Annotated in this window: 28 protein-coding genes; 6 read left to right on the top strand and 22 right to left on the bottom strand. The window is 59.4% G+C overall.

Translation table 11 applies throughout. The features are described 5' to 3' along the window. Nucleotides 1-18 precede the first annotated feature (18 nt). The 8 genes from fusA to fkpA form a co-directional block, all read right to left on the bottom strand. Nucleotides 19-2,133 carry an elongation factor G gene (fusA, locus tag EGY12_RS05660; protein ID WP_049198376.1) on the bottom strand — a complete coding sequence of 705 codons (2,115 nt, stop codon included), beginning with the start codon at nt 2,131-2,133 and terminating at the stop codon, nt 19-21. Nucleotides 2,134-2,226: 93 nt separating this feature from the next. After that, nucleotides 2,227-2,697, bottom strand: coding sequence for a 30S ribosomal protein S7 (gene rpsG / locus EGY12_RS05665; RefSeq protein ID WP_004956203.1), 471 nt, complete (start codon nt 2,695-2,697; stop codon nt 2,227-2,229). Between the two features lie 96 nt (nt 2,698-2,793). Further along, nucleotides 2,794-3,168 (bottom strand): 30S ribosomal protein S12, encoded by a 375-nt coding sequence (gene rpsL / locus EGY12_RS05670; protein ID WP_004930426.1) that lies wholly within the window; start codon nt 3,166-3,168, stop codon nt 2,794-2,796. A gap of 143 nt (nt 3,169-3,311) precedes the next feature. Beyond that, nucleotides 3,312-3,599 (bottom strand): sulfurtransferase complex subunit TusB, encoded by a 288-nt coding sequence (gene tusB / locus EGY12_RS05675; protein WP_019456119.1) that lies wholly within the window; start codon nt 3,597-3,599, stop codon nt 3,312-3,314. 9 nt (nt 3,600-3,608) lie between these two features. Further along, nucleotides 3,609-3,968, bottom strand: a complete 360-nt coding sequence (tusC, locus tag EGY12_RS05680) for a sulfurtransferase complex subunit TusC (protein WP_033636258.1) — start codon at nt 3,966-3,968, stop codon at nt 3,609-3,611. A 7-nt stretch (nt 3,969-3,975) separates the two neighbouring features. Beyond that, nucleotides 3,976-4,365 (bottom strand): sulfurtransferase complex subunit TusD, encoded by a 390-nt coding sequence (tusD, locus tag EGY12_RS05685; RefSeq protein WP_033636259.1) that lies wholly within the window; start codon nt 4,363-4,365, stop codon nt 3,976-3,978. Next, nucleotides 4,365-5,087 carry a transcriptional regulator gene (locus EGY12_RS05690; RefSeq protein WP_004930418.1) on the bottom strand — a complete coding sequence of 241 codons (723 nt, stop codon included), beginning with the start codon at nt 5,085-5,087 and terminating at the stop codon, nt 4,365-4,367. Before EGY12_RS05690 ends, tusD begins: the two co-directional genes overlap by 1 nt. A gap of 373 nt (nt 5,088-5,460) precedes the next feature. Then, complete coding sequence (gene fkpA / locus EGY12_RS05695; protein WP_123892825.1) at nt 5,461-6,300, bottom strand: FKBP-type peptidyl-prolyl cis-trans isomerase; 840 nt, start codon at nt 6,298-6,300, stop codon at nt 5,461-5,463. A 356-nt stretch (nt 6,301-6,656) separates the two neighbouring features. Here fkpA and EGY12_RS05700 point away from each other — a divergent pair, with 356 nt between their 5' ends. Beyond that, nucleotides 6,657-6,884: a SlyX family protein gene (locus EGY12_RS05700; protein ID WP_004930414.1), complete on the top strand. Its 228-nt coding sequence runs from the start codon at nt 6,657-6,659 to the stop codon at nt 6,882-6,884. A 15-nt stretch (nt 6,885-6,899) separates the two neighbouring features. On the opposite strand, the gene EGY12_RS05705 is transcribed toward EGY12_RS05700, so the two are convergent. The 7 genes from EGY12_RS05705 to kefG all read right to left on the bottom strand — a co-directional run bounded on the left by EGY12_RS05705 (nt 6,900) and on the right by kefG (nt 14,037). Then, nucleotides 6,900-8,072 carry a MalY/PatB family protein gene (locus EGY12_RS05705; protein ID WP_123892826.1) on the bottom strand — a complete coding sequence of 391 codons (1,173 nt, stop codon included), beginning with the start codon at nt 8,070-8,072 and terminating at the stop codon, nt 6,900-6,902. A gap of 1 nt (nt 8,073) precedes the next feature. Next, entirely contained in the window at nt 8,074-9,513 is a 1,440-nt protein-coding gene (gene nhaC / locus EGY12_RS05710) for a Na+/H+ antiporter NhaC (protein WP_123892827.1), read from the bottom strand. A gap of 122 nt (nt 9,514-9,635) precedes the next feature. Then, complete coding sequence (locus EGY12_RS05715) at nt 9,636-10,664, bottom strand: LacI family DNA-binding transcriptional regulator (protein ID WP_123892828.1); 1,029 nt, start codon at nt 10,662-10,664, stop codon at nt 9,636-9,638. A 92-nt stretch (nt 10,665-10,756) separates the two neighbouring features. Beyond that, entirely contained in the window at nt 10,757-11,344 is a 588-nt protein-coding gene (slyD, locus tag EGY12_RS05720) for a peptidylprolyl isomerase (protein WP_004930407.1), read from the bottom strand. Nucleotides 11,345-11,456: 112 nt separating this feature from the next. Then, complete coding sequence (locus tag EGY12_RS05725; RefSeq protein ID WP_015379274.1) at nt 11,457-11,660, bottom strand: YheV family putative zinc ribbon protein; 204 nt, start codon at nt 11,658-11,660, stop codon at nt 11,457-11,459. Nucleotides 11,661-11,674: 14 nt separating this feature from the next. Further along, nucleotides 11,675-13,483 carry a glutathione-regulated potassium-efflux system protein KefB gene (gene kefB, locus EGY12_RS05730; RefSeq protein WP_123892829.1) on the bottom strand — a complete coding sequence of 603 codons (1,809 nt, stop codon included), beginning with the start codon at nt 13,481-13,483 and terminating at the stop codon, nt 11,675-11,677. Nucleotides 13,484-13,485: 2 nt separating this feature from the next. Then, nucleotides 13,486-14,037 carry a glutathione-regulated potassium-efflux system ancillary protein KefG gene (gene kefG / locus EGY12_RS05735; RefSeq protein WP_172962954.1) on the bottom strand — a complete coding sequence of 184 codons (552 nt, stop codon included), beginning with the start codon at nt 14,035-14,037 and terminating at the stop codon, nt 13,486-13,488. Between the two features lie 129 nt (nt 14,038-14,166). Between kefG and EGY12_RS05740 the strand changes: the two genes are divergently transcribed. Then, complete coding sequence (locus EGY12_RS05740) at nt 14,167-16,080, top strand: ABC transporter ATP-binding protein (protein ID WP_123892831.1); 1,914 nt, start codon at nt 14,167-14,169, stop codon at nt 16,078-16,080. A 3-nt stretch (nt 16,081-16,083) separates the two neighbouring features. Here EGY12_RS05740 and tauD read toward each other — a convergent pair whose 3' ends face one another. From tauD to EGY12_RS05770, 6 genes are all read right to left on the bottom strand, one after another. Next, nucleotides 16,084-16,932, bottom strand: coding sequence for a taurine dioxygenase (gene tauD / locus EGY12_RS05745; RefSeq protein WP_123892832.1), 849 nt, complete (start codon nt 16,930-16,932; stop codon nt 16,084-16,086). Beyond that, the gene (tauC, locus tag EGY12_RS05750; protein WP_123892833.1) at nt 16,929-17,765 is read right to left on the bottom strand and encodes a taurine ABC transporter permease TauC; all 837 of its coding nucleotides are present in this window, start codon (nt 17,763-17,765) and stop codon (nt 16,929-16,931) included. The genes tauD and tauC overlap by 4 nt, the downstream gene beginning before the upstream one ends. Beyond that, nucleotides 17,762-18,529 carry a taurine ABC transporter ATP-binding subunit gene (gene tauB / locus EGY12_RS05755; RefSeq protein ID WP_123892834.1) on the bottom strand — a complete coding sequence of 256 codons (768 nt, stop codon included), beginning with the start codon at nt 18,527-18,529 and terminating at the stop codon, nt 17,762-17,764. Before tauB ends, tauC begins: the two co-directional genes overlap by 4 nt. A gap of 9 nt (nt 18,530-18,538) precedes the next feature. Continuing rightward, nucleotides 18,539-19,534: a taurine ABC transporter substrate-binding protein gene (tauA, locus tag EGY12_RS05760; protein WP_123892835.1), complete on the bottom strand. Its 996-nt coding sequence runs from the start codon at nt 19,532-19,534 to the stop codon at nt 18,539-18,541. Nucleotides 19,535-19,648: 114 nt separating this feature from the next. Next, the gene (locus EGY12_RS05765; RefSeq protein WP_123892836.1) at nt 19,649-20,431 is read right to left on the bottom strand and encodes a PhzF family phenazine biosynthesis protein; all 783 of its coding nucleotides are present in this window, start codon (nt 20,429-20,431) and stop codon (nt 19,649-19,651) included. 10 nt (nt 20,432-20,441) lie between these two features. After that, on the bottom strand, nt 20,442-21,044 hold the full coding sequence (locus EGY12_RS05770; RefSeq protein ID WP_038878079.1) for a LysE family translocator: 603 nt from the start codon (nt 21,042-21,044) through the stop codon (nt 20,442-20,444). Between the two features lie 119 nt (nt 21,045-21,163). Between EGY12_RS05770 and EGY12_RS05775 the strand changes: the two genes are divergently transcribed. The 3 genes from EGY12_RS05775 (at nt 21,164) to EGY12_RS05785 (ending at nt 23,395) form a co-directional block, all read left to right on the top strand. Next, on the top strand, nt 21,164-22,144 hold the full coding sequence (locus tag EGY12_RS05775) for a hydrolase (protein WP_123892837.1): 981 nt from the start codon (nt 21,164-21,166) through the stop codon (nt 22,142-22,144). Further along, the gene (locus EGY12_RS05780; RefSeq protein WP_004930376.1) at nt 22,141-22,374 is read left to right on the top strand and encodes a YheU family protein; all 234 of its coding nucleotides are present in this window, start codon (nt 22,141-22,143) and stop codon (nt 22,372-22,374) included. The genes EGY12_RS05775 and EGY12_RS05780 overlap by 4 nt, the downstream gene beginning before the upstream one ends. Before the next feature lie 151 nt (nt 22,375-22,525). Then, nucleotides 22,526-23,395 (top strand): phosphoribulokinase, encoded by an 870-nt coding sequence (locus EGY12_RS05785; protein WP_038878085.1) that lies wholly within the window; start codon nt 22,526-22,528, stop codon nt 23,393-23,395. Nucleotides 23,396-23,433: 38 nt separating this feature from the next. On the opposite strand, the gene EGY12_RS05790 is transcribed toward EGY12_RS05785, so the two are convergent. Continuing rightward, a complete protein-coding gene (locus tag EGY12_RS05790) occupies nt 23,434-23,841 on the bottom strand; it encodes an OsmC family protein (protein ID WP_004930372.1) in 408 nt (135 codons plus the stop codon). Between the two features lie 382 nt (nt 23,842-24,223). Between EGY12_RS05790 and crp the strand changes: the two genes are divergently transcribed. Then, the gene (gene crp / locus EGY12_RS05795) at nt 24,224-24,856 is read left to right on the top strand and encodes a cAMP-activated global transcriptional regulator CRP (protein WP_004090925.1); all 633 of its coding nucleotides are present in this window, start codon (nt 24,224-24,226) and stop codon (nt 24,854-24,856) included. The last annotated feature ends 15 nt before the right edge of the window (nt 24,857-24,871 follow it).

Consider the following 24,871-nt stretch of genomic DNA (forward strand, 5'->3'; position numbering starts at 1 on the left):
TGGTTTTAACCCTGCGGCTTATTTGCCACGGGCTTCGATTACGGCCTGAGCGACGTTGTTCGGCGCATCATCATACTTCAGGAATTCCATGGTGTATGATGCGCGACCTTTAGTCAGAGAACGCAGCTGAGTTGCGTAGCCGAACATTTCGGACAACGGTACTTCAGCGTGGATCTTAACGCCAGTCACTTCAGATTCCTGACCGCGCAGCATGCCGCGACGACGGCTCAAGTCACCGATAACGTCACCGGTGTTCTCTTCTGGAGTCTCAACTTCAACCTTCATGATAGGCTCAAGCAGAACTGGTTTCGCTTTCTTAAAGCCTTCTTTAAAGGCAATAGACGCGGCCAGTTTAAACGCCAGTTCAGAGGAGTCAACGTCGTGGTAAGAACCGAAGTGCAGACGAATACCCATGTCTACTACCGGGTAACCAGCCAACGGACCAGACTTCAGCTGCTCCTGGATGCCTTTATCAACGGCAGGGATGTATTCGCCAGGAATTACGCCGCCTTTGATGTCGTTGATGAACTCGTAACCTTTCGGGTTAGAGCCCGGCTCCAGTGGGTACATGTCGATCACAACGTGACCGTACTGACCGCGACCACCAGACTGCTTGGCGTGCTTACCTTCAACATCGGTAATCTTAGCGCGAATCGCTTCGCGGTAAGCTACCTGAGGTTTGCCCACGTTAGCTTCAACGTTGAATTCACGCTTCATGCGGTCAACGATGATGTCGAGGTGCAGTTCACCCATACCGGCGATGATGGTCTGGTTAGACTCTTCGTCAGTCCATACGCGGAATGACGGGTCTTCTTTAGCCAGACGGCCCAGAGCCAGACCCATTTTCTCTTGGTCAGCTTTGGTTTTCGGTTCAACGGCGATAGAGATTACCGGCTCAGGGAATTCCATACGCTCCAGGATGATTGGAGAGTCTGGATCACACAGGGTGTCCCCGGTGGTCACGTCTTTCAGACCGATCGCTGCGGCGATGTCGCCTGCGCGAACTTCTTTGATCTCTTCACGCTTGTTGGCGTGCATCTGAACGATACGGCCGAAACGCTCACGCGCAGCCTTAACGGAGTTCAGCACGGTGTCGCCGGAGTTAACAACGCCGGAGTACACGCGGAAGAAGGTCAGGTTACCTACGAACGGATCGGTTGCGATTTTGAACGCCAGCGCAGAGAACGGCTCGTCATCACTTGCGTGACGTTCAGCCGGGGTGTCTTTACCGTCGTCCAGGATACCGTTGATCGCAGGAACGTCAGTTGGTGCCGGCAGGTATTCGATTACCGCATCCAGCATCGCCTGCACGCCCTTGTTCTTGAACGCAGAACCACAGGTAACCAGGATGATTTCGTTGTTCAGTACGCGCTGACGCAGAGCCGCTTTGATTTCTTCCTCGGTCAGCTCTTCGCCGCCCAGGTATTTTTCCATCAGCTCTTCGGAAGCTTCCGCAGCGGACTCGATCAGGTTCTGGCGCCATTCTTCAGCCAGTTCCATCATGTCTGCCGGGACGTCTTCGTATTCGAAGGTTACGCCTGCGTCTTCTTCGTTCCAGTTGATCGCCTTCATTTTCACCAGGTCGATAACGCCGGTGAATTTGTCTTCCGCGCCGATAGCCAGCTGCAGAGGAACAGGGTTAGCGCCCAGACGAGATTTGATCTGGCCAACAACTTTCAGGAAGTTAGCGCCCATACGGTCCATTTTGTTAACGAACGCGATACGTGGCACTTTGTATTTGTTAGCCTGACGCCATACGGTTTCAGACTGTGGCTGAACACCACCAACAGCACAGTAAACCATTACCGCGCCATCCAGCACACGCATGGAACGTTCTACTTCGATGGTGAAGTCAACGTGCCCTGGGGTGTCGATGATGTTTACGCGATGCGGTTCGAACTGCTTGGCCATACCAGACCAGAAGGCAGTAGTCGCTGCAGAAGTGATGGTAATACCACGCTCCTGCTCCTGTTCCATCCAGTCCATGGTGGCAGCGCCGTCATGAACTTCACCGATTTTGTGGTTTACACCGGTGTAGAACAGAATACGTTCGGTAGTGGTGGTTTTACCGGCGTCGATGTGAGCACTGATACCGATGTTACGGTAGCGTGCAATGGGTGTTGTACGAGCCATTTGATTCCTCTATTCCTAGGGCGTTCAAGTTCAGTTAACCCAAGCGGGCCGATTTGACGCGCCCGCTTGGTTAGCATGACTACAGCCGGGTGATTACCAGCGGTAGTGGGCGAACGCCTTGTTGGCTTCGGCCATACGGTGAACGTCTTCACGCTTCTTAACAGCAGAACCTTTGTTCTCTGCTGCGTCAGACAGCTCGTTCGCCAGGCGCAGAGCCATGGATTTATCACCGCGTTTACGTGCAGCATCAACGATCCAACGCATTGCCAGAGCATTACGACGAACCGGGCGGACTTCAACTGGTACCTGATAAGTAGAACCGCCAACGCGACGCGACTTAACTTCTACAGTCGGGCGAACGTTGTCGAGAGCGACTTCGAAAGCTTCCAGGTGATCTTTACCAGAACGCTGAGCCAGGGTCTCCAGCGCGGTATAGACGATTGCTTCTGCAGTAGATTTTTTACCGTCTACCATCAGGATATTTACAAATTTGGCCAGCAGCTCAGATCCGAACTTAGGATCTGGCAGGATTTTACGTTGGCCGATTACGCGACGACGTGGCATGGAAATACTCCGTTGTTAATTCAGGATTGTCCAAAACTCTACGAGTTTATTTTGACATTAAAGTTAAAACGTTTGGCCTTACTTAACGGAGAACCATTAAGCCTTTGGCTTCTTCACGCCGTACTTGGAACGAGCTTGCTTACGGTCTTTAACACCGGAGCAGTCAAGTGCACCACGGACGGTGTGGTAACGCACACCTGGCAGGTCTTTTACACGACCGCCACGGATCAGGATTACGGAGTGTTCCTGCAGGTTGTGGCCTTCGCCACCGATGTAGGAAGTTACTTCGAAACCGTTGGTCAAACGCACACGGCAAACTTTACGCAGTGCGGAGTTTGGTTTTTTCGGGGTAGTGGTGTATACGCGGGTGCATACGCCACGTTTCTGCGGGCAGGCTTCCAGCGCTGGAACGTTGCTTTTAGCAGCCTTCACAGAGCGTGGTTTGCGAACCAGCTGGTTAATTGTTGCCATTAAAAAAGCTCCTGGTTTTTGCTTCGTACTAGCTTCGTAAACATGTGATAAATCCCCTCGTATGCACTACTGGCAAAGTACGAGGACGCAGAATTTTATGGCTGACCAGTATGGGTGTCAAGAAATATACAACATCACTCTCATTACCAGGCCATTTGGCTGCGGTGTTGTTCGGTTAATTCAACGAAGTGATTATAGCCGACGACAGTGATTTTGTGCGAAAAATGACCTACCAACCCTCTGGCTTCCAGGTCGTCCTGCAGCGCGTAAAGGGATATGGGGGCGGCGAGCAGCAATTCAAGATGGGCGCTGCCGGCAAGGCCTGCAAGCACACCGTCCTGCAGCAGCAACAGCGCGTCGCCCTCCGCCGTCAGACGTAGCAGCGCAGGTAAGTCACATTGGTTTGGCGAATGGCTCAGGGTATACAGCATCAGAGGATCCTAAAACGTCATTACGGCGTCGTAGCCGGCCAATTCACGGCGCAGTTCGTCCGGTGCCAGCACTTCCGCATCCAGCACCCAATCGGTCACCTGGCTCAGCCCACGCTCCTGCAGCGAAGCCTGGCACAGATAGCACCGCTCCACGTCATACAGCGGCAGCACGCCGAAGGTAGCAATATAATTGCGCGCCAAAATCTTTTCCGGTTGCTGGCCCGGCAACAGCTGCAATACGCCATCGCCGACAAAAAACACCCCCAAGTCTTCACTGAGCGCCGACGTGGCGAGCAGCGCATCCAGCCCTTCCCTGCCGCCGGCGCCGCCGTGCGGCCCGTGGGTGAAAACAAAAGCGACTCGTTTCATCATATCCTCAGAACTGCACCAGACGGTCGCAGCTCAGCGACGCTTCGGCCAGGGAACCCAGCCCGCTCAGGGTAAAGCCGGGTTGCAAGTTGGCGCTGGCCAGCCCCTGTTGCGCCGCCTCCTGCTCGTCGGTGACGCCACGGCGCAGCGCGGCGGCTACGCAGACGTTGAGCGCAACGCCGTGTTGCTGCGCCAGCTGCGTCCAGCCGCGCACCAGGTCGAACTCGTCGCTGGCGGGCGCAGTCAGCTGGTTGGCGTTCAACACCCCTTCACGGTAGAAAAAAACGCTGGAAAGCCGGTGCCCTTTCGCCAGCAAAGCCTGAGCGAACTGATAGGCACTGCTGGCCTGCTGCGTGCCGTAAGCCGGGCCGGTAACCAACAGACAGTAATCGAGCATCAACGGTCGCTTCCCAACAGATCGCCGCTCTTGAACTGGCGGATGTACAGATAGACGGTGTGTTTGGAAATATTCAGGCGATCCGCCACCTGGTTGATCGCATCCTTGATGTCGAAGATGCCTTTCTCATAGAGATTGAGCACCACCTGGCGATTTTTGGCGTTGTTGGACACCGAACGGTCGGCGTTCACCTCTTCGATAGTGAACTCCAGCGTCTGCGCTACCAAATCGTCGACGGAAGAAGCGAAATTCACCGACGACGGCACGTCTTGCGTGGCCGGCGGCATAAAGGTCTGCATGATCTGCGAGAACGGCACATCAAGGTTCATGTTGATGCACAGCAAGCCAATCACCCGCTGCTCGCGATTGCGAATGGCGATGGTTACCGACTTCATCAACACGCCACTCTTGGCGCGGGTGAAGTAGGCTTTCGACACGCTGCTGTCGTCGCCGGCCATGTCATGCAGCATGCGCAGGGCCAGGTCGGTGATCGGCGAGCCGATTTTGCGCCCGGTATGCTCGCCGTTGGCGATGCGTACCGCTGAGCTGTTCAGGTCTTCCAGCGCGTGCAATACGATCTCGCAGTGGCCGCCGATCAACATCGCCAGCCCGTCGACCACCGCTTCATAGGATTTCAGGATTTCATGATCCGTTTGAGTAAACGGACGTTCATTCAGCAAATCAAGTTCGCTGGCTTCGCTGGATAAAAGCGAATTCGACATCGAAGATACCACCCTCATAGATCGCCTGTGCCAGGGGGCGCAGCTAAAACCGCTCGGACCGGATCGCTACCGTCGTCGGCACGCCGCAGCGCGGCCGGCCGAGATCGGCATCAAACGGCACGACGACATCCGCAGGCGAGGCGGCCGGGAACAATTTTAGGTACACGCCCTAAGGGGCAGACGCATGACTGATAAGTCAGAATTATTAGTCTAGCAAAGCGACCGGAGCAAAGTCCTTGCGTTTGCGCGTGGTATTGACGTTAAGCCCGATGCCCGGCAGGCGTCAAGCGTTCAATGGAGAGAGAGGCGGCGGCTGCCGAAATGAAAACCGCCGCGGAGGTTATCCGCGGCGGTGGCAAACAGAGCGACGATATTATTTCGCTTTGGTGTCGGCTTTAGCATCAGCCGGTTTTTCGGCTTTAGCGTCGGCTTTCGGCGCCGCCTTCACGTCCAGCAGCTCAACGTCGAAGACCAGCGTGGAGTTAGCCGGGATACCCGGAACGCCGGTTTTGCCGTAGGCCAGCGCCGGTGGGATCACCAGCTTGATTTTGCCGCCTTTCTTGATGTGCTTCAGGCCTTCGGTCCAGCCTGGGATCACGCCGTCCAGACGGAACGACAGCGGCTCGCCGCGGGTGTAGGAGTTATCGAACTCGGTACCGTCGGTCAGGGTGCCTTTGTAGTTCACTACCACGGTGTCACTGTCTTTCGGCGCTTCACCTGCGCCCGGTTTCTCTACCTGGTACAGCAGGCCGGATTCGGTTTTCTTCACGCCTTTTTCTTTAGCGAAGCTGTCGCGGTACTTGGCGCCTTTGGTTTCGTTGTCCTTGGCATCCTGTTCCATTTTCGCCTGAGCGGAAGCCTTCACGCGCGCTTCGAAGCTCTGCAGAGTCTTCTCGATGTCGGCATCATTCAGCTTGCTCTTATTGGCGAAAGCATCCTGAACGCCGGCGATCAGCTGATCTTTGTCCAGCTTGATACCCAGCTTCTCTTGCTCTTTCAGAGAGTTATCCATGTAACGGCCGAGAGAGGCGCCCAATGCGTAAGCCGCTTGCTCGTCGTCGTTTTTGAACTTGCCGGTGCTCGGTGCTGCCGCCGCGTCCGCTGGTTTAGCGGCTTCTGCCGGTTTGGCGGCATCGGCTGCCATGACCTGGGTCGCATTCAGAGCAAAAGCCATGGTGGTTGCCAGAAGCGTGACTTTAAACAAAGATTTCATCCATTTCTCCAGTGTCTGAAGCAATGCCCCAAACAATCATTAGGTAAGATAACCGGGCTACTATAGCTGCCTGAAACAAAACAAAACAGTCGCACAGGTAACCAATCGAGTCAAAGTGTGACTCCCGCTTTGCCAAGAAGTTTCCCGCCGCGTGCTACTCGCATGATAAATCAGATTTTTCTTGCAGAATATTGGGCGAGGTTAGCAAAAAACGGCATATCGGGCGCGCAACTTTTCAGCACTTTACACTGCCGATCGCAACGTTGCGCGTCGTCTGGAGAAATAGCGCGAGCAAACCCGGCGCCAGCTGTTACCATAGCGCCGAATCAGGATTTTATCGCGTCAGAGGTAGCCTCATGCACAACGCCGACATTCAACGCCTGCTACAGCGGCTTGAAGAACTGGAAAGCCGCCAGGCTTTCCAAGAGCTCACCATCGAAGAGCTCAACCAAACCGTCATCCAGCACCAAATGGAAATGCTGAAGATGCGCGAACACCTGCGCATGTTGACCGACAAGCTGCGCTCGACCCAAACCTCAATGATCGCCTCGCAATCGGAAGAAACCCCTCCACCGCACTATTGAGGGCCCGCAATGCGGTTATTTCAGGCGTGCCAGCCCTTCGACGGCACGCTCGAGATACCGGCGCGGGCATCCCAGGTTGATGCGGATAAAACCGCTCCCCTGCGGGCCGAAACCGCTGCCCATCGACGGCGCCAGCTTCGCCACCGCCACCAGCGCCTGCTGCAAGTCAGCATCGTTCAAACCCAGTGAGCGGCAATCCAGCCAGGCGAGATAGGTCCCCTCAGCCTGGGTCATCGCGCACCAGGGCGCCGCAGCCGCCAGCGCCTGCTCAAACCAACGCCGATTCTCCGCCAGATAGTCGAGCAGCTCATCAAGCCAGGCAGCGCCCCGTTGATAGGCCGCGGTCGCCGCCGTCATCGACAGCGCGTTGAACACATCCAGCCCGTGGGCGTTCAGCCGATCGACAAACGCCTGCCGAAGCCGGGCATTGGGTATCAGGAAATTCGAAATGCGCAGCGAGGAGAGGCCGAACGTTTTGCTGGCGGACGTCGCCGCAATCACCCGTTCGCGATATTCCTCGTTCAGATGCAATACCGAGGTAAACGTCTCGCCTGGCAGCAGCAGATCGGCCCAAATTTCATCGGAGATCACCGTGACGTCGTGGGCATGGCAGAGCGCCATGAGCCGCTCCAGCTCATCGCGGTGCCAGCAACGCCCGGTCGGGTTGTGCGGATTGCACAACAACAACAGCGGCGGTTTACGCTGCGCCAGGCAGGCGGCCAGCTGGTCGAAATCGATCCGGTATCCCTGCGGGGTTTCCAGCAGCGGGTTTTCAATCACCTCTCTGCCGTTCATGGTGACTATCTTGGCGAACGAGCCATAATACGGCCCCTGCACCACCACGCCGTCCCCCGGCTTGCTGAGCAGTTGGATCAGCATCGCCAACCCCGGCACCACCCCTTCAATCGACGTGAACCACTCGCGCCTCAGCGGCAAGCCGTGCCGCTTGGCAAACCAGTCGATCGCCGCCTGATAGTAGGCGTCGTCACGTTCGCTGTAGCCAAAGACGCCGTGATCCACCCGCTGATGCAGCACCTGTTGCACTTCTGGCGGGCACGGAAAGTCGAAATCGGACACCCACATCGGCAAAAGTTCGCTGCCGTCCAGTTGCAGATAGCGGTCGATAAAGTCCCACTTCACGGAGCCGGTGTTGTGGCGATCGATGATGGCGTTGAAATGACTCGTCATGTCAGGCTTCCTTACGCTGCAAGTCGTTCCGAGGTTGGAGTTTGGCGATACCGAAGCCGGTAAACCCATAAATCAGGGCGAACACCACCGCGGCATAGCATTGGATCGCCCACGGCAGCAGATCGAGGGTGCTGACCCCCAAGGTGGTCGCCATGTAAATACCGGCGGCCGTCCACGGGATCAACGGTTCGATAACGGTGCCCGCGTCTTCGACGGTGCGCGACAGGTTCTTGTTGTCCAGCCCCATGCGCCGATAGGCCCCTTTGAACAGCTCTGCCGGGATCAGTAACGCCAGCTTGCCGTCACTGGTCGCGCCGGTCACCAGGATAGTGGTGGCAACGGTGGCGGCGATCAGTTGGCCGGTGGTGTGCACCACTTTCAGCAGCCGGCTGATGATAACCGTCAGCGCGCCGGTCAGCGTCAGGGCGCCGGCGAAGGAAAAGGCGCAGAACACCAACAGGATCGTGCTCATCATCGAGAACATGCCGCCGCGGTTCAGCAGGCGCGGCACATCGGCGACGATCCCCTCGACGTTATGGCCCTGGGTGGCGAACATCGACAGATTGAAGCCGTCCATCAACGCATTCAGCCCCTGCTGCAGGCTAAAGCCCTGCAGCGCGACGCCGATGGCGATCGCCAGCGCGCAGGCGGCCAGCATGATCGGGATAACCGGCCGTTTGGTTACCGCACCCCACAGCACCAGCACCGGCGGCAGGATCAGCAGCAGATTGAAATGGTACAGCCCCTCGAGCGCACTGACGATTTCTGTCACTTTTTCCGGCGTTGCCACGCTGCCCACCGCGCCGGTGTGGCCGGCGATCAGGTACACCACGGCAGCCAGGATGAAGCTCGGCAGCGTCGTGTACATCAGATGCTGGATATGGCTGTAGAGATCGGTATCCGCGACGATGGCCGCGAAGTTCGTCGAATCGGACAACGGCGAAATTTTGTCGCCGAAGTAAGCGCCGGACACCACTGCCCCGGCCGCGGCGGCCAGCGGTACGTCCAGACCGGCGGCAACGCCCATCAGCGCCACGCCCACGGTGCCGGCCGCCCCCCACGAGGTACCGGTGCACACCGAAATCACGCTGGTGATGAAGAACGCGGCGATCAGAATGTACTGGGGGCTGATCAGCTTCAGCCCCCAGTACACCATGTAAGGGATTGTGCCACTGATCATCCAGGTGCCAATCAGGCCGCCAACGCAGATCAGGATCATGATCACCGGCATCGCCTTAGCCAGCTTGGCCACGATGGCCTCGATGATGTCGTCCCAGCGGTAGCCTTGCCACCAGGCCAACGCGGCGGCGATAGCGGCGGAAACCAGCAGCAGCGGTTCAATGCGCAGGCCAAACTGGCCATAGCCAATGATGAGCAGCAACAGCATAGCCACAATCGGCAGTGTCGCCAGCCCAAGGTTGAGCGTTTTCTTATTATCCATATACGGCTCCTGTTGAAGATGGGGTACTGCAACAGCGTAATGGCTTCGATAATCGGAGGATGTGAGCGCAGGCAACCGTCCATGTAATCGGTTTCATGAGATAGCGTTGTGTGAGCCGTCTCTCATTCGCCGCGCTTGCTTTGCTCATGCGGTTTGCCGTCGGCTACGGAGTCTCGCAGAATAAGTTCGGCCGAAAAGCGGTTGCTCCGCGGCGCGACGTCGCTGCCGCTATGGATCTGTAGCGCCAGGCGCGCGGCGCGTCGTGCCATTTTCTCGATGGGGTAATGCACGGTGGTCAACGCGGGGTGGAGATATTTCGCCAGGGCAATGTCGTCAAAACCGACGATCGACAGCGCCTCGGGCAGCTGAATTTGCCGTTGGTGGCAGGTGCGCATCATGCCTGCGGCCATCACGTCGTTGAACGTCACTGCGGCGGTGAAGCGTTGGTCGCTGGCCAAAACGCGCTCAGCCGCCAGTTCGCCCCCTCTCTCGTTGAAGGGCACGCTGATGATCCAGCTGCCGGGCACCTCAATGCCGGCGGCGACCATGGCCTTGCGGTAACCCGCTAACCGCTGCGTGCGGTCGTCGATCGGCAGATCCGCCGTCACACAGGCAATTCGCCGATGCCCCTGGCGAATGAGCAGCTCGGTCGCCGTCTGCGCCGCATTGGCGTTGTCGAGCCAAATGCAACGGTTGGCGATGGCGGGCAGATAACGATTGATCAGCACCAGCGCAGGCGTGTGGGCGGCGTAGCGCAGCAGCTCCTCCTCCCCCATGCGCGTGACGTGCGCCACGATGGCTTCGCATCCCTGGTTGATGAGAAAGTCGAGGCCGCTTTTTTCCAGCTCGGCCTGATGCCCGCCGCTGCACAACATCAAACGCACGCCAGCCTGCCGCGTGATGTCTTCCACGCCCCGCGCCAGGCGTGAAAAAAACGGATCGTCGAGGTTGCCGGTCAGCAACCCCAGCATATTGCCGCTTCTTTTCGCCAGCGCCAGCGCGGCGGCGTTACGGTGGTAGTTAAACTCGCGCATCGCTTTCTCGACGCGTTCGCGGGTCACCGGTTCAACATAGGCGGTATTATTGATCACCCGGCTGACGGTGGCCGTGGAAACGCCGGCGCGGCGCGCAACGTCTTTCATGGTGGCCATGGCATGTCCTGTTGTGCCGTTCGGCGCCCGGTGCGGTGCGCATAAAAAAGGGCAGCCGATGGCCGCCCTCTTGTCTCGTCACTGCGCTCTGCTTAGTGGCAGCCGCAGCCGCCGTTACCGCAACCGCCTTTACCGTGGTCGTGACCATGGTCGTGATCGTGGCTGTGGCCATGACCGCCGCAGCAGCCTTCACCGTGTTCGTGGTGATGGTCGTGCTCGCCGTGTACGTGGCCGTGCGCCAGTTCTTCTGCGGTCGCTTCGCGGATCGCGACAACTTCCACGTTGAAGTTCAGGTTTTGGCCGGCCAGCATGTGGTTGCCGTCAACCACCACGTGGTCGCCGTCAACTTCGGTGATTTCAACCGGTACCGGGCCCTGATCGGTGTCAGCCAGGAAACGCATGCCGACCTGCAGTTCGTCAACGCCCATGAAGACGTCTTTCGGTACGCGCTGCACCAGGTTTTCGTCGTAGTTACCGTACGCGTCGTTCGCGCCGACGTGAACGTCAAAACGATCGCCAACGTCGTGGCCTTCGAGTGCTTTTTCCAGACCTGCGATCAGAGAACCATGCCCGTGCAGATAGTCCAGCGGTGCGCTCACCGGAGACTCATCAACCAAAACACCGTCTTCTGTACGTACTTGGTAAGCCAGGCTGACCACCAAGTCTTTTGCTACTTTCATGATATCTCCTACCGTTGGCTACTAGGACGCACACCGTTATCGGGATGCGCGCCTTTTCCGGACAGATTGTAACGGAAATCTGCCTCGCTGTACCCTCCGGGATAAAAAAACGCTACTTCGGCTGGAAAATGCCGATCACCTGCTCTTGCGGACGAACGTGTTTTTCCACCTGTTGTTCGGTCTGGCGCTGATGGTGGCCACACTTGACGCACTCCACCACCTCCACCTGATCCTCCCGCCATACCGCCAACGTATCCATGGCGCTACAGCTCGGGCACACCGCCCCGGCGATAAATCTCTTACGTGTTGCAGACATCGTTATGCTCCCGCTTATTCGTATTCGTCCCAGCCGTCGAACTGGCGACTTTCTTTTTGCATCTCGCGATGGAACAGCTCTTCCAGCTCGCGCCGCGCTTCTTTCACGCGGGAAATTTGCGCCACATCCCCCTGATGCGGCGGCATCAGTTCACGCAGCATACGCATATCCAGGCGGCGGAAATGCTGCTGTGCGCGGAAGGCCTGATGCGGGTGCATGCCCAATTCCATCAACGCCTTGCGCCCCAGTTCCAGCGCGCTGGAGAAGGTTTCGCGGCTGAACTGTTTCACGCCCGCCTGCAGCAACTCATGCGCCTCCACGCGGCCGCGCGCGCGCGCCAGAATGCTCAGGTTCGGGAAGTGCTGCTGGCACAGCCGCACGATCTCCATGGTGTCTTCCGGCTCATTGCAGGTGATCACGATCGATTTAGCCTTCTCGGCGCCCGCCGCGCGTAGCAGCTCCAGCTCGGTGGCGTCGCCGTAATAAACCTTGTAGCCGTAGCGCCGCAGTACGCCGACGGCGCTGACGTCGCGCTCCAGTACGGTAATGCGCATTTTGTTGGCCATCAAGAGGCGGCCGATCACCTGGCCGAAACGCCCGAAGCCGACGATGATCACCTGCGGATCGTCATCTTCCACGTACGGCGTCTCCTCGTCTTCGTCTTTGGCGTTATAGCGGCGAGCCAAAATGCGGTCGATGGCCTGCATCAGCAGCGGCGTGGTCATCATCGACAACGTCACCACCACCAGCAGTAAAGAGAGCTGATCGGACTGCAGCACCTTTTGGGCGCCCGCCGCCGAAAACAGCACGAAGGCGAACTCACCGCCCTGGCTGAGCACCCCGGCGAACTGCAGGCGCACCGAACTGCGCAGGCCGAACAGGTGCGACACGCCGTAGAGCACGCCGGATTTGACCGTCACCAGCACCAGCACGCCGATCAACACCTCGGCCAGATGGGTGTAGAGCACGCCGATATTCAACACCATGCCCACCGAGATAAAGAACAGCCCCAGCAGCAGGCCTTTAAACGGTTCGATGGAAATTTCCAGCTCGTGGCGGTATTCGCTCTCCGCCAGCAGCACGCCGGCGATGAAGGTACCGAGTGCCATCGACAGGCCGAGCGTCTCCATAAACAGCGCCGAGCCGAGCACCAGCAACAGCGCCGCGGCGGTGAAGATCTCGCGCACGCCGGAAGCGGCGATATAACGGAACAGCGGCCGCAGCAGGAAGCGGCCGCCGATCAGCATGCCGCCGAACGCCACCACCTTGAGCGCGATCTTCGCCCAGTCGTCGCTGGTGCCGCCCGCGCCAGCCAGAATAGGGATCAGCGCCAGCGCCGGGATCACCGCCATATCCTGGAACAGCAGCACCGAGAAACCCAGCTGCCCCCCTTCGTTGCGATTCATGCCCTTCTCGCGCATCAACTGCAGCGCCATGGCGGTGGAAGACATCGCCAGGCCGACGCCACCGATCACCGCCGCCTGCCAGGCGAAGTGCGTCAGGTACAGCAACGCGCCCAGCACCGCCGCGGTGATCAACACCTGGCCGGCGCCGGCGCCGAAGATCGAGCGCCGCAGTTCCCACAGCTTGCTGGGGTTCAGCTCCAGGCCGATGATGAACATCAGGAACACCACGCCCAGTTCGGAGAAATGCAGGATCTCGTCGACATCACGAATGAAGCCCAATCCCCAGGGGCCGATGGCGATGCCGGCGATCAGATACCCCAGCACCGCGCCGATCCCCAGGCGACGGGCGATCGGCACCGTGACCACCGCGGCGAACAGGAACAGCAAAATGGCGGTCAGTAAGGTCGATCCTTCCATGATCACCGCCCTCCGCGCGGCAGCGGGTGGCTCAGCCACTCGCCGTAGGCGTCAGCATGGTTGCGCAGCACCTCCGGCTTTTGCCGCCGCGCCCAATACACCACGAACGGCGTCAACCAGTGCATATGGCACATCCCGGCGGTCAACTCGAACGGCCGCAGGATGTCTTCCATCGGATAGCGGTTATAACCGCCGGTGCGGTAGGCGCCTTCCGGCTCGCCGGTGGTGATCACCGAGCGCCAGTATTTGCCCGCCAGCGCATTGCCGCCCACCCCGCTGGCAAAGCCGCGCGACAGCACGCGATCCAGCCACTCCTTCAGCAGCGCCGGGCAGCTGTAAGTGTACAGAGGGTGCTGAAACACGATGACCTGATGCTCACGCAGCAGCTGTTGTTCGTGATGGATATCGATAAAAAAATCAGGGTAGTGCGCGTAGAGATCGTGCACGGTGACATGTTTCAACTGCTGCGCCGGTCGAAGCAAAACCCGGTTAGCCACCGAGTCATGGGATTCCGGATGGGCATACAGCAGCAAGACCTTGGGCGGCTGCGACATCATTCCCCTCCAAAGCGTCGTCAGGGTAGCGGTTTTCCGTTACCATGCATCGCAAAGACAAAAACAGCGCGCGGTGCGCGTCCTGTTACCTTAATGATAATTTAACATACTCTGAACATACGGCGCTTTATGATTGTATTCTCCTCGCTACAAATCCGACGCGGCATCCGCGTCCTGCTGGACAACGCCACGGCGACGGTTAATCCAGGTCAGAAGGTCGGCCTGGTGGGCAAAAACGGCTGCGGCAAATCCACGCTGCTGTCGCTGCTGAAGGGCGAGATCGCGGCGGACGGCGGCAGCTTCACCTTCCCCGGCAACTGGGCGCTGGCCTGGGTCAACCAGGAAACGCCGGCGCTGGACGTGGCGGCGATCGAGTATGTTATCGACGGCGACCGCGAGTTTCGCCAGCTTGAAGCCGAATTGCAGGCGGCCAATGATAGTAACGACGGTCACGCCATCGCCACCCTGCACGGCAAGCTGGACGCCATCGACGCCTGGACCATCCGTTCCCGCGCCGCCAGCCTGCTGCACGGCCTCGGCTTCTCCAACGAACAGCTGCAAAGCCCGGTGCGCGACTTCTCCGGCGGTTGGCGCATGCGTCTCAACCTGGCGCAGGCGCTGGTGTGCCGCTCCGACCTGCTGCTGCTCGACGAACCGACCAACCACCTGGATCTCGATGCGGTGATCTGGCTGGAGCGCTGGCTGAAAAGCTATCCCGGCACGCTGGTGCTGATCTCACACGACCGCGACTTCCTCGATCCGATCGTCGACAAGATCCTGCATATCGAACAGCAGACGATGAATGAGTACACCGGTAACTATTCGTCGTTCGAACGCCAGCGCGCTACCAAGCTGGCGCAGCAGCAATCGCTGTATCAGCACCAGCAAGAGAAAGTGGCGCACCTGCAAAGCTATATCGACCGTTTCCGCGCGCAGGCCACCAAGGCCAAACAGGCACAGAGCCGCATCAAGATGCTGGAGCGCATGGAACTGATCGCCCCGGCACACGTCGACAACCCGTTCACCTTCAGCTTCCGTCCGCCGGAAAGCTTGCCGAATCCGCTGCTGCGCATGGACAAAGTCAGCGCCGGGTATGGCGATAAAGTGATCCTGAAGTCAATCAAGCTGAACCTGGTGCCCGGCTCACGTATTGGCCTGCTCGGCCGCAATGGCGCCGGTAAATCCACGCTGATCAAACTGCTGGCCGGCACCCTGGAACCGCTGAGTGGCGAGATCGGCCTGGCGAAAGGTATCAAGCTGGGTTACTTCGCCCAGCACCAACTGGAATTCCTGCGCGCCGACGAATCGCCGCTGCAGCACCTGAGCCGCATCGCTCCGCGTGTGCTGGAGCAGCAGCTGCGCGACTATCTGGGCGGTTTCGGCTTCCAGGGCGACAAGGTCAGTGAAATGACCGAACGTTTCTCCGGCGGCGAAAAGGCGCGGCTGGTGCTGGCGCTGATCGTCTGGCAGCGCCCTAACCTGCTGCTGCTCGATGAACCGACCAACCATCTGGATCTCGACATGCGTCAGGCGCTGACCGAAGCGCTGATCGATTTCGAAGGCGCATTGGTGGTGGTATCGCACGACCGTCACCTGCTGCGCTCTACCACCGACGATCTGTATCTGGTACACGACGGCCAGGTCGAGCCTTTCGAGGGCGATCTCGACGATTACCAGCAGTGGCTTGTCGACCTGCAGCGCCAGGAAAGCCAACAGGACGCACCGGAAAAAGAGAGCGGCGGCAACAGCGCGCAGGCGCGCAAGGATCAAAAACGCCGCGAGGCGGAGTTCCGTACGCAGACTCAACCGCTGCGCAAGCAGATCGCCAAGCTGGAACAGCAGATGGAAAAACTGGGTGCCGAACTGGCGGCGGTGGAGGAACAGCTGGCGGATTCCGCGCTGTACGACATCAGCCGCAAGGCCGAGCTGACCGACTGCCTGCAAAAGCAAAGCCAGGCCAAATCCGCGCTGGAAGAGACGGAAATGACCTGGCTGGATGCTCAGGAACAGCTGGAGCAGTTAACGCAGGCGTTCGAAGCCTAAGCCTCAGGCTCTGTAAAAAGGCTTATCCCCCAGTATTGTCGCACGGTGCATGATGCGCCGCTGCGGCAGATAATCCGCGTTGGCGTAGTGCTGCGTCACGCGGTTATCCCAAATCGCGATATCATTTTCCTGCCAGCGCCAGCGCACCTGAAACTCCGGTTTGGTGATGTGAGCAAACAGGAAGTTCAGCAAAGCGTCGCTCTCCTTCGGCGCCAGGTCGACAATCCGCGTGGTGAACCCTTCATTGACGAACAGCGCCTGCCGGCCGCTGACCGGGTGAGTGCGCACCACCGGGTGCAGCAGCGGCGGGTTCTTCTGCACCGCCTGTTGCCAGCGCTGGTGTTCTTCCTCACTGCCGCGATGCTTGTGCTCCGGGAACGACTTGGTGAAGTCATGCTCCGCGCGCAGCCCCGCCAACAGCGTTCTGAACGGCGCCGACAGCGCCTCGTAGGCGGCGATGCCGCTGGCCCACAGCGTATCGCCGCCGCTGGCAGGCAGCGTCTTGGCCGCCAGGATCGCCCCCAGCGGCGGGTTCTCGATAAAGGTCACGTCGGTGTGCCAGTTATCGTTGTCCGGCGGGTTGTCATCGTGGGTATCGAGCACGATGATCTCTTCCACGTCGGTGGCGTGCGGATAGACCGGATGGATATGCAGATCGCCGAAGCGGCCGGCCAGATCGCGCTGCTGCAGCGGCGTGATCGGCTGATTGCGGAAAAACAGCACCTGATGCTTCAGCAAGGCATGATAAAGCTGTTCAAACTGGCCGTCGCCCAGCGGACGGGCCAACGCGACGTTTTCCACCAGCGCCCCGATGTAAGGCCCCAGCGGGGTAATATTCAGACGTTCGTTCATTGCTGTACTCCATGCCACGGGGTCAATCGGCGCTGCAGGGCGCGCAGCCCCAGCTCCAGCCCAAATGCAATCACCGCAATCACGCCGATGCCGGCCACCACCACGTCGGTCGCCAGAAACTCACCGGCGGATTGCACCATAAATCCCAGGCCGCGCGTGGCGGCGATCAGTTCGGCGGCCACCAGCGTCGACCAGCCGACGCCCAGCCCGATGCGAATGCCGGTCAGGATCTCCGGCAGCGCACTCGGCAACACCACGAAACGCAGCACCTGCCAACGCGTGGCCCCCAACGCGCGGGCAGCGCGCACCCGCACCTGCGCCACGCTGCGTACGCCGGCCACGGCAGAGAGCGTCACCGGCGCGAAAATCGCCAGATAAATCAGCAAGATCTTCGAGGTTTCGCCGATGCCGAACCAAATCACCATCAGCGGCAGATAGGCCAGCGGCGGCACCGGGCGATAGATCTCAATCAGCGGATCGAGGATGCCGCGTACCGTGTCGTTCAGCCCCATGGCGATGCCCACCGGAATGCCGACGATCACCGCCGCCAACAACGCCACCAGAATGCGCCCCAGGCTGGCCGCCAGATGCTGCCACAGCGTGGCGTCCATAAAGCCTTGCGGACTGGCGATGGTGATCAGTTGGTGCAGCACCTGCTGCGGCGCCGGCAGAAACAGCGGGCTGATCAGCTGCAGCGCCGTCACGCCCCACCAGACGATCAACACCGTCAACAGCGTGGCGCCGCTCAACCAAACGTTGCGCGGCACGCTGAAACGGCGCGCCGCTTTGCCCTGCGGCTGCGCCGCGGCCTTCAGAGTGGAATGCAGGCTCATAGCAAGGCCTCGCGCTGTTGGAAAACTTTGCCCAGCACGTATTCGCGCTGCGCGATAAATTCGGGATCGGATTTGATGGCGCGGCAGGCTTCGCCGTCGGCATAACGTTGGCCGAAGTTCAGCGACAGCCGCTCCACCACCTGCCCTGGCCCCGGCGACAGCAGCAGCAGCTCGCTGGCGAGGAACACCGCCTCTTCGATATCGTGGGTGATCAGCAGCACCTGCTTGCCGGTATCGCGCCAAATGGTCAGCAACAGCTCCTGCATCTGCTCGCGAGTGAACGCGTCCAGGGCGCCGAACGGCTCGTCCAACAACAACAGCCGTGGATCGGCGGCCAGAGCGCGGGCGATGCCGACGCGTTGACGCATGCCGCCGGAAAGCTGCCAGATAAAGTGCTGTTCATAGCCCGCCAGCCCCACGCGCTGCAGCATCTGCTCCGCCACCTGGCGACGCTGCGTCTTGCCGACGCCGGCCAGCTGCAGGCCGAATTCGACGTTGTCCACCACGTTGCGCCACGGCAGTAAGCCCTCATGCTGGAACACCACGCCCCGTTCGGCGCTCGGACCGTGAACGGGCGTTCCATCCAGCGTGATGCTGCCAGCTGAAGGCTCGATAAACCCGGCGATCAAATTCAGCAGCGTGGTCTTGCCGCAGCCCGACGGGCCGAGCACCACCACCAGTTGCCCGGCGGCGATCTGGAACGACACGTCACGCAGCGCGGGCCGCCCCTGATACTCTGCTGAAAGATGATTGACGTTTAGCATCCTGCTTCCTTACGACTGCGGCGCAGCCTGCACCTGTTTCACAAAACGGTCGGTCACGTAAGCGCTGTAGTCGCTGTCGACCTGCGGGATCTTGCCCTGCTGCTTGAGGAATTCGGCGGTATCGCGGATCGCTTTATCCACCGGCTGCCCGAGCTGGGTAACCTGATCCGCCACCGGCAGATAACGGTTTCCCTTCACCAGCTCCGGCACCTGCGCTTCCGGCACGCCGCTTAGACGCGCCAGCGTGCTGAGGTTGCCAGGCTCTTTCAGCCACTGTTCCGGCGCCGCCAAGTAGGCCTTTTGCGCCTGCAGGGCGCTGGCGGCAAAGGCGGTCACCACGTCGGGATGTTTTTCGGCAAAGTCTTTACGCACCACCCACACGTCCAGCGTTGGCGAGCCCCACTCGCCCACCTGCGCAGAGTCGGTCAACACCTTGCCTTGTTTGGCCAGTTCGTTGACCACCGGCGCCCAAACGTAAGCGCCGTCGATGTCGCCGCGCTGCCAGGCGGCGGCGATGGCCGGCGGCTGCAGATTGAGGATTTTCACCTGCTCAGGCTTGATGCCCCAATGCTTGAGCGAGGCCAGGAGGCTGTAGTGAGTGGTGGAGATAAACGGCACCGCAATGCGCTTGCCGATCAGATCCTGCGGACTTTTGATGTCATTTTTCACCACCAGCGCTTCGGAGCTGCCAAGCTGCGAGGCGATGAGGAACACTTCGATGGGGAGTTTCTGGCTGGCGGCCACCGCCAGCGGGCTGGAGCCGATATTGCCGATCTGCACGTCGCCGGAGGCCAGCGCACGCAGCACGCTGGAACCGCTGTCGAACTTACGCCAGTCAACGGTCGCGCCGGACTGTTTGGCGAAGCTGTTTTCCGCCTGCGCCACCTTGGCCGGTTCCGCTGAAGTCTGGTACGCCACGGTCACGTCCACCGCGTAGGCGCTGGCTGCGCTGAGCGACAGCGCCAACAGCGCCGCGTTGCGTAAGGAAAAGAGTTTGCCCGCCATGTTCCGCTCCGTTGATAAAAATCTGTTCAGTTGCTGACAGTTTTATCTGAGCGATGGCGAGCGATAAAAGAATAAAAAAGTCTTCTTTATTACAGTGAGTAATATAAACGCGGGTTACAGCGCGATACTTCCGCGCAGGAACACATGAGCATAGCCGCCGAGCAGGGTGCGATCCCCTTGCAGTTCGCAGAACAATTCACCGCCGCGCGCCGAGATCTGTTGCGCATGCAGCCGATGACGGCCGAGACGCGCCGACCAGTAAGGCATCAGCGTGCAGTGCGCGGAGCCGGTGACCGGATCTTCACCGCCGTCGAGCGTGAAATAGCGCGAAACGAAGTCCACGGTGTCACCCGGCGCGGTAACGATCACCGCACGCCCGGCCAACGCGATCAGCGCCGGGATGTCCGGCCGCAGCGCGCGCACCTGCGCCTCGTTTTCCAGCACCACCAGCAGCGCTTTCGCCTGCCACACCTCCTGCGGCTGCACGCCCAACAGCGCCGCAAGGCCCGCCGGTTCAGCCACCTTCTGCGGCGGCCGGGCGGGGAAGTCGAGCACCAGTCGTTCCCCATCCTGCGCATCGCGCTTAACAAACAGCTCGCCACCGGCCGAACGGAAACGGATATCCTGCAGTGCCGGATTGACCGCACTGAACATCACATGTGCCGCCGCCAGGGTGCCGTGGCCGCAAAGATCGACCTCGCGTTCCGGGGTAAACCAGCGGATGGCGGTCATATCGCCGTCATCCCAGACAAAGCTGGTTTCCGGCAGGCCGATCTCGTTGGCGATCGCCTGCAGCCGCTCCGCCGGCAGCGGCTGCGTCAGCAGGCAAACCCCGGCCGGGTTGCCGCGCAGCCCTTCGCCGGTAAAGGCAACCACGTGATAATAATTTTCCGCCATCGTTCGCTCCTTAATGCCAGATCAGTAACACGCAGGCTGCGGTCAACAACCCCATGGAAACGTTGAAGATAACCCAGGCCTTTTTGCTGCGCAGCAGGCGGCCGATCACGGTGCCGAACGCCAGCCAGATAATGCCGGCGACGATGTTGACCACCAAAATGCCCAGCGCGATCGCCGCAATGGAACCGTTGTACTTATCGCCCGCCAGGCTGAAACTCGCCACCGCCCCCAGCGCCATCAGCCAGGCTTTCGGGTTGAGGAACTGCAGCAGCCACCCCTGATATAACCGCACCGGCTGCGGCGGCGCCACGTCGGTTTCCAGTTTCTCATAGGCAGCGGTGGCGACTTTCCATGCCAGCCACAGCAGGTACAGACTGCCGAGGATTTTCAGGATCAGGTGCAGCGACGGGTAGACCAGGATCAGGCTGCCGACGCCAAAGGCCACCAGCAGCAAAATGCTTTGCATGCCAAGCATGATGCCGACCATCAACCACAGCGATCGCATAAAGCCGAAGTTAGCGCCAGAGGTGGTCAACAGCAGGTTATTGGGGCCGGGGGTAATGGCGGCGACCCACAGGAAGCCTAACATCGAAAGGAATAAACTCGGTTCCATGGCACGGGTGCTCCTCACCCAAGGCGCTTTTTTGCAGTATCATTGTTAATTCTTGGTATTGAAGCTAACAGTGCGCTAGGGATCTCACAATAGCCGCCCACAACATTTTTATTCAGCCTATGCCTAACACCTTTCGCCCTCTGACCGGGGCCAGTAACCCGCACCTGCAAACGCTGTTGCCGCGGCTGGTGCGCCGCCGCGTATTATTGAAGCCGCATTGGCAACGGCTGGAATTGCCCGACGGCGATTTCGTCGATCTCGCCTGGAGCGAAGATCCGGCGCAGGCGCGCGACAAACCGCGCGCGGTGCTGTTCCACGGCCTGGAAGGCAGCTTCTACAGCCCCTACGCGCATGGCTTGCTCAACGCCTGGCGCGAGCGCGGCTGGCTCGGCGTGGTGATGCACTTTCGCGGCTGCAGCGGCGTACCCAACCGCAAGCAGCGCATCTACCACTCCGGTGAAACCGAAGATGCGCGCTTCTTCCTGCGCTGGCTGCGCGACAGCTACGGCGAGGTGCCGACCGCAGCGGTAGGCGTTTCGCTTGGCGGCAATATGCTGGCCTGCTATCTGGCGCAGCAAGGCGCCGACAGCCTGCTGCAGGCGGCGGTGGTGGTCTCGGCGCCTCTGATGCTGGAGCCCTGCGCCTACCGCATGGAGAAAGGTTTCTCCCGCGTTTATCAGCGCTACCTGTTGGGGCAGCTGAAACAAAACGCCACCCGCAAACTGTTACACTACCCGGACACTCTGCCGCTCAAGCTGTCACAGTTGAACGGGTTGCGCCGTATCCGCGAATTCGACGACGCCATCACCTCGCGCATTCACGGCTTCAGCGACGCTATCGACTATTATCGCCGCTGCAGCGCCCTGCCGCTGTTGCCGGCTATCCAGACGCCGCTGCTGATCATCCATGCGAAGGACGATCCCTTCATGACCCATGAGGTGATCCCCGACATCGCCGGCCTGCCGCGCAATATCGAATATCAGCTGACCGAGTTCGGCGGCCACGTCGGCTTCGTCGGCGGCACGCTGAAAAAACCGCACATGTGGCTGGAGCATCGCATTCCGGCCTGGCTTTCCCCTTATCTGGACATTCCGACGTGATCATTCCCTGGCAAGAACTGGCAACCGACACCCTGAACAGCCTGATCGAATCCTTTGTACTGCGCGAAGGCACCGACTATGGCGAACACGAACGCTCGCTGGAACAAAAGGTGGAGGACGTGCGCCGCCAGCTGAAAAACGGCGAAGTGGTGCTGGTGTGGTCAGAACTGCACGAGAGCGTCAACATCATGCCGCGCGGCCAGTTCCGCGCCGGGCAGGAAGAAATTTAGTGGCGTTCGGTTCTATGACTGACGAAAAAAATCAGGTAACAATGGGGCATTGCAAACCAGCGCGCGCCATTTTTACCCAGAGATAGAGAGCGTCAACAAGAGCCACAATAATCCCCGACGCCGGCGCATTCAACACGGAGTGACAACCATCATGTCTGCCAAACATCCCGTTATCGCGGTGACCGGTTCCAGCGGCGCCGGCACCACCACCACCAGCGTGGCGTTCCGTAAGATCTTCCAACAGCTCAACATCCGCGCCGCCGAGCTGGAGGGCGACAGTTTCCATCGCTACACCCGGCCGGAAATGGACGCGGCGATCCGCAAGGCACGCGATCTGGGCAGACACATCAGTTATTTCGGCCCCGAGGCCAACGACTTCGGCCTGCTGCAGCAGAGCTTTATCGACTATGGCAAGAACGGCACCGGGCGCTCGCGCAAGTATCTGCACACTTACGACGAAGCAGTGCCCTACAATCAGGTACCGGGTACCTTCACCCCGTGGGAGCCGCTGCCGGCGCCGACCGACGTGCTGTTCTACGAGGGGCTGCACGGCGGCGTTGTCACCGATCACCATGACGTGGCCAAACATGTCGATCTGCTGGTCGGCGTGGTGCCGATCGTCAACCTGGAGTGGATCCAGAAATTGATCCGCGATACCGGCGAGCGCGGCCACTCTCGCGAAGCGGTGATGGATTCGGTGGTGCGTTCGATGGAAGATTACATCAACTACATCACGCCGCAGTTCTCGCGCACCCACATCAACTTCCAGCGCGTGCCGACGGTGGACACCTCCAACCCGTTCGCCGCCAAGGCGATTCCCTCACTGGACGAAAGCTTCGTGGTGATCCACTTCCGCGGGCTGGATCAGATAGACTTCCCCTATTTGCTGGCGATGCTGCAGGGCTCGTTTATCTCGCACATCAATACGTTAGTGGTGCCGGGTGGCAAGATGGGGCTGGCGATGGAGCTGATCATGGCGCCGCTGGTGCAGCGGTTGCTGGAAGGCAAGAAGATCGAATAAATGCGTTGAGCGCGGCGCCAGGCCGCGCTCCGTCTCGATTACGCCGGTTGACGGATCTCGAAGCTGTGGGTCACTGTAGCGGCCTTGTTGAGCATCAGCGCCACCGAGCAATATTTCTCCGCTGACAGGTTCACCGCGCGCTCGACGATCTTGTCGGTCAGATCCTGGCCGGTAACGATGAAGTGCAGGTTGATATGGGTGAACAACCGTGGAGCTTCTTCACGGCGCTCGGAGGTCAGCTTCACCTCGCAGTCGCGCACGTCGTTGCGCCCTTTTTGCAGGATGGACACCACGTCGATCGCGCTGCAGCCGCCCACCGACATCAGCACCATCTCCATCGGGCTGGGCGCTTTATCGCCGGCGTTGCCGTCCATCAACACCTGATGGCCGGAGGCCGATTCACCCAAAAACGTTAACCCTTCCACCCATTTAACTCTTGCCTGCATTCTGGTCACTCCGGTTGATTTCTTAAAATCAGAGTACGCTTTCGCATAGAAACAGGCAACGTAACCTGATGCTAATCATGCTGAAGCGAGACAACACGAGACACCCGCCTTACTCTGTGCTACAAACAGAGCCGCAATAAATCTTTCCGGGACACTGAATTTCAGGGAAACGCCCAGAGAAAGGCTCCTTTACCGGTATGTTAACAGAATGTAGCTTGCAGCGCTTACGGCAAGTTAATATGCTAGAGCGACAGCGTATTTTTATGACACGCCTCAAAACTTGCCGGTAGCCCTCGCTCATGACTGCGGCTACAGGCGGGTTTTACAGGGAACTCTGACCCCTGTGACACAAGGCAGCGATAACAACAGAGGATAACAGCGAATGGTTCTCGGCAAACCGCAAACAGACCCTACTCTCGAATGGTTCCTGTCTCATTGCCATATCCACAAATATCCATCGAAGAGTACGCTGATTCACCAAGGTGAAAAGGCCGAAACGCTTTACTACATCGTGAAAGGCTCCGTTGCGGTGCTGATCAAGGATGAAGAAGGTAAAGAGATGATCCTGTCCTACCTTAACCAGGGGGATTTCATCGGCGAGCTCGGATTGTTCGAAGAAGGCCAGGAGCGCAGCGCCTGGGTTCGCGCGAAAACCGCCTGTGAAGTGGCCGAAATTTCCTACAAGAAATTCCGCCAGCTTATCCAGGTGAACCCGGACATCCTGATGCGTCTGTCCGCACAGATGGCAAGCCGCCTGCAGGTCACATCCGAAAAAGTGGGCAACCTCGCCTTCCTGGACGTTACCGGCCGCATCGCGCAAACCCTGCTGAATCTGGCGAAGCAACCCGACGCCATGACTCACCCGGACGGCATGCAGATCAAGATCACCCGTCAGGAGATCGGCCAGATCGTCGGCTGCTCGCGTGAAACCGTTGGCCGTATTCTGAAAATGCTGGAAGATCAAAACCTGATTTCCGCCCACGGCAAAACCATTGTCGTCTACGGCACCCGTTAATCCCTGAAGAAACGG

The organism is Serratia sp. FDAARGOS_506, from assembly GCF_003812745.1.
Lineage (GTDB): Bacteria > Pseudomonadota > Gammaproteobacteria > Enterobacterales > Enterobacteriaceae > Serratia.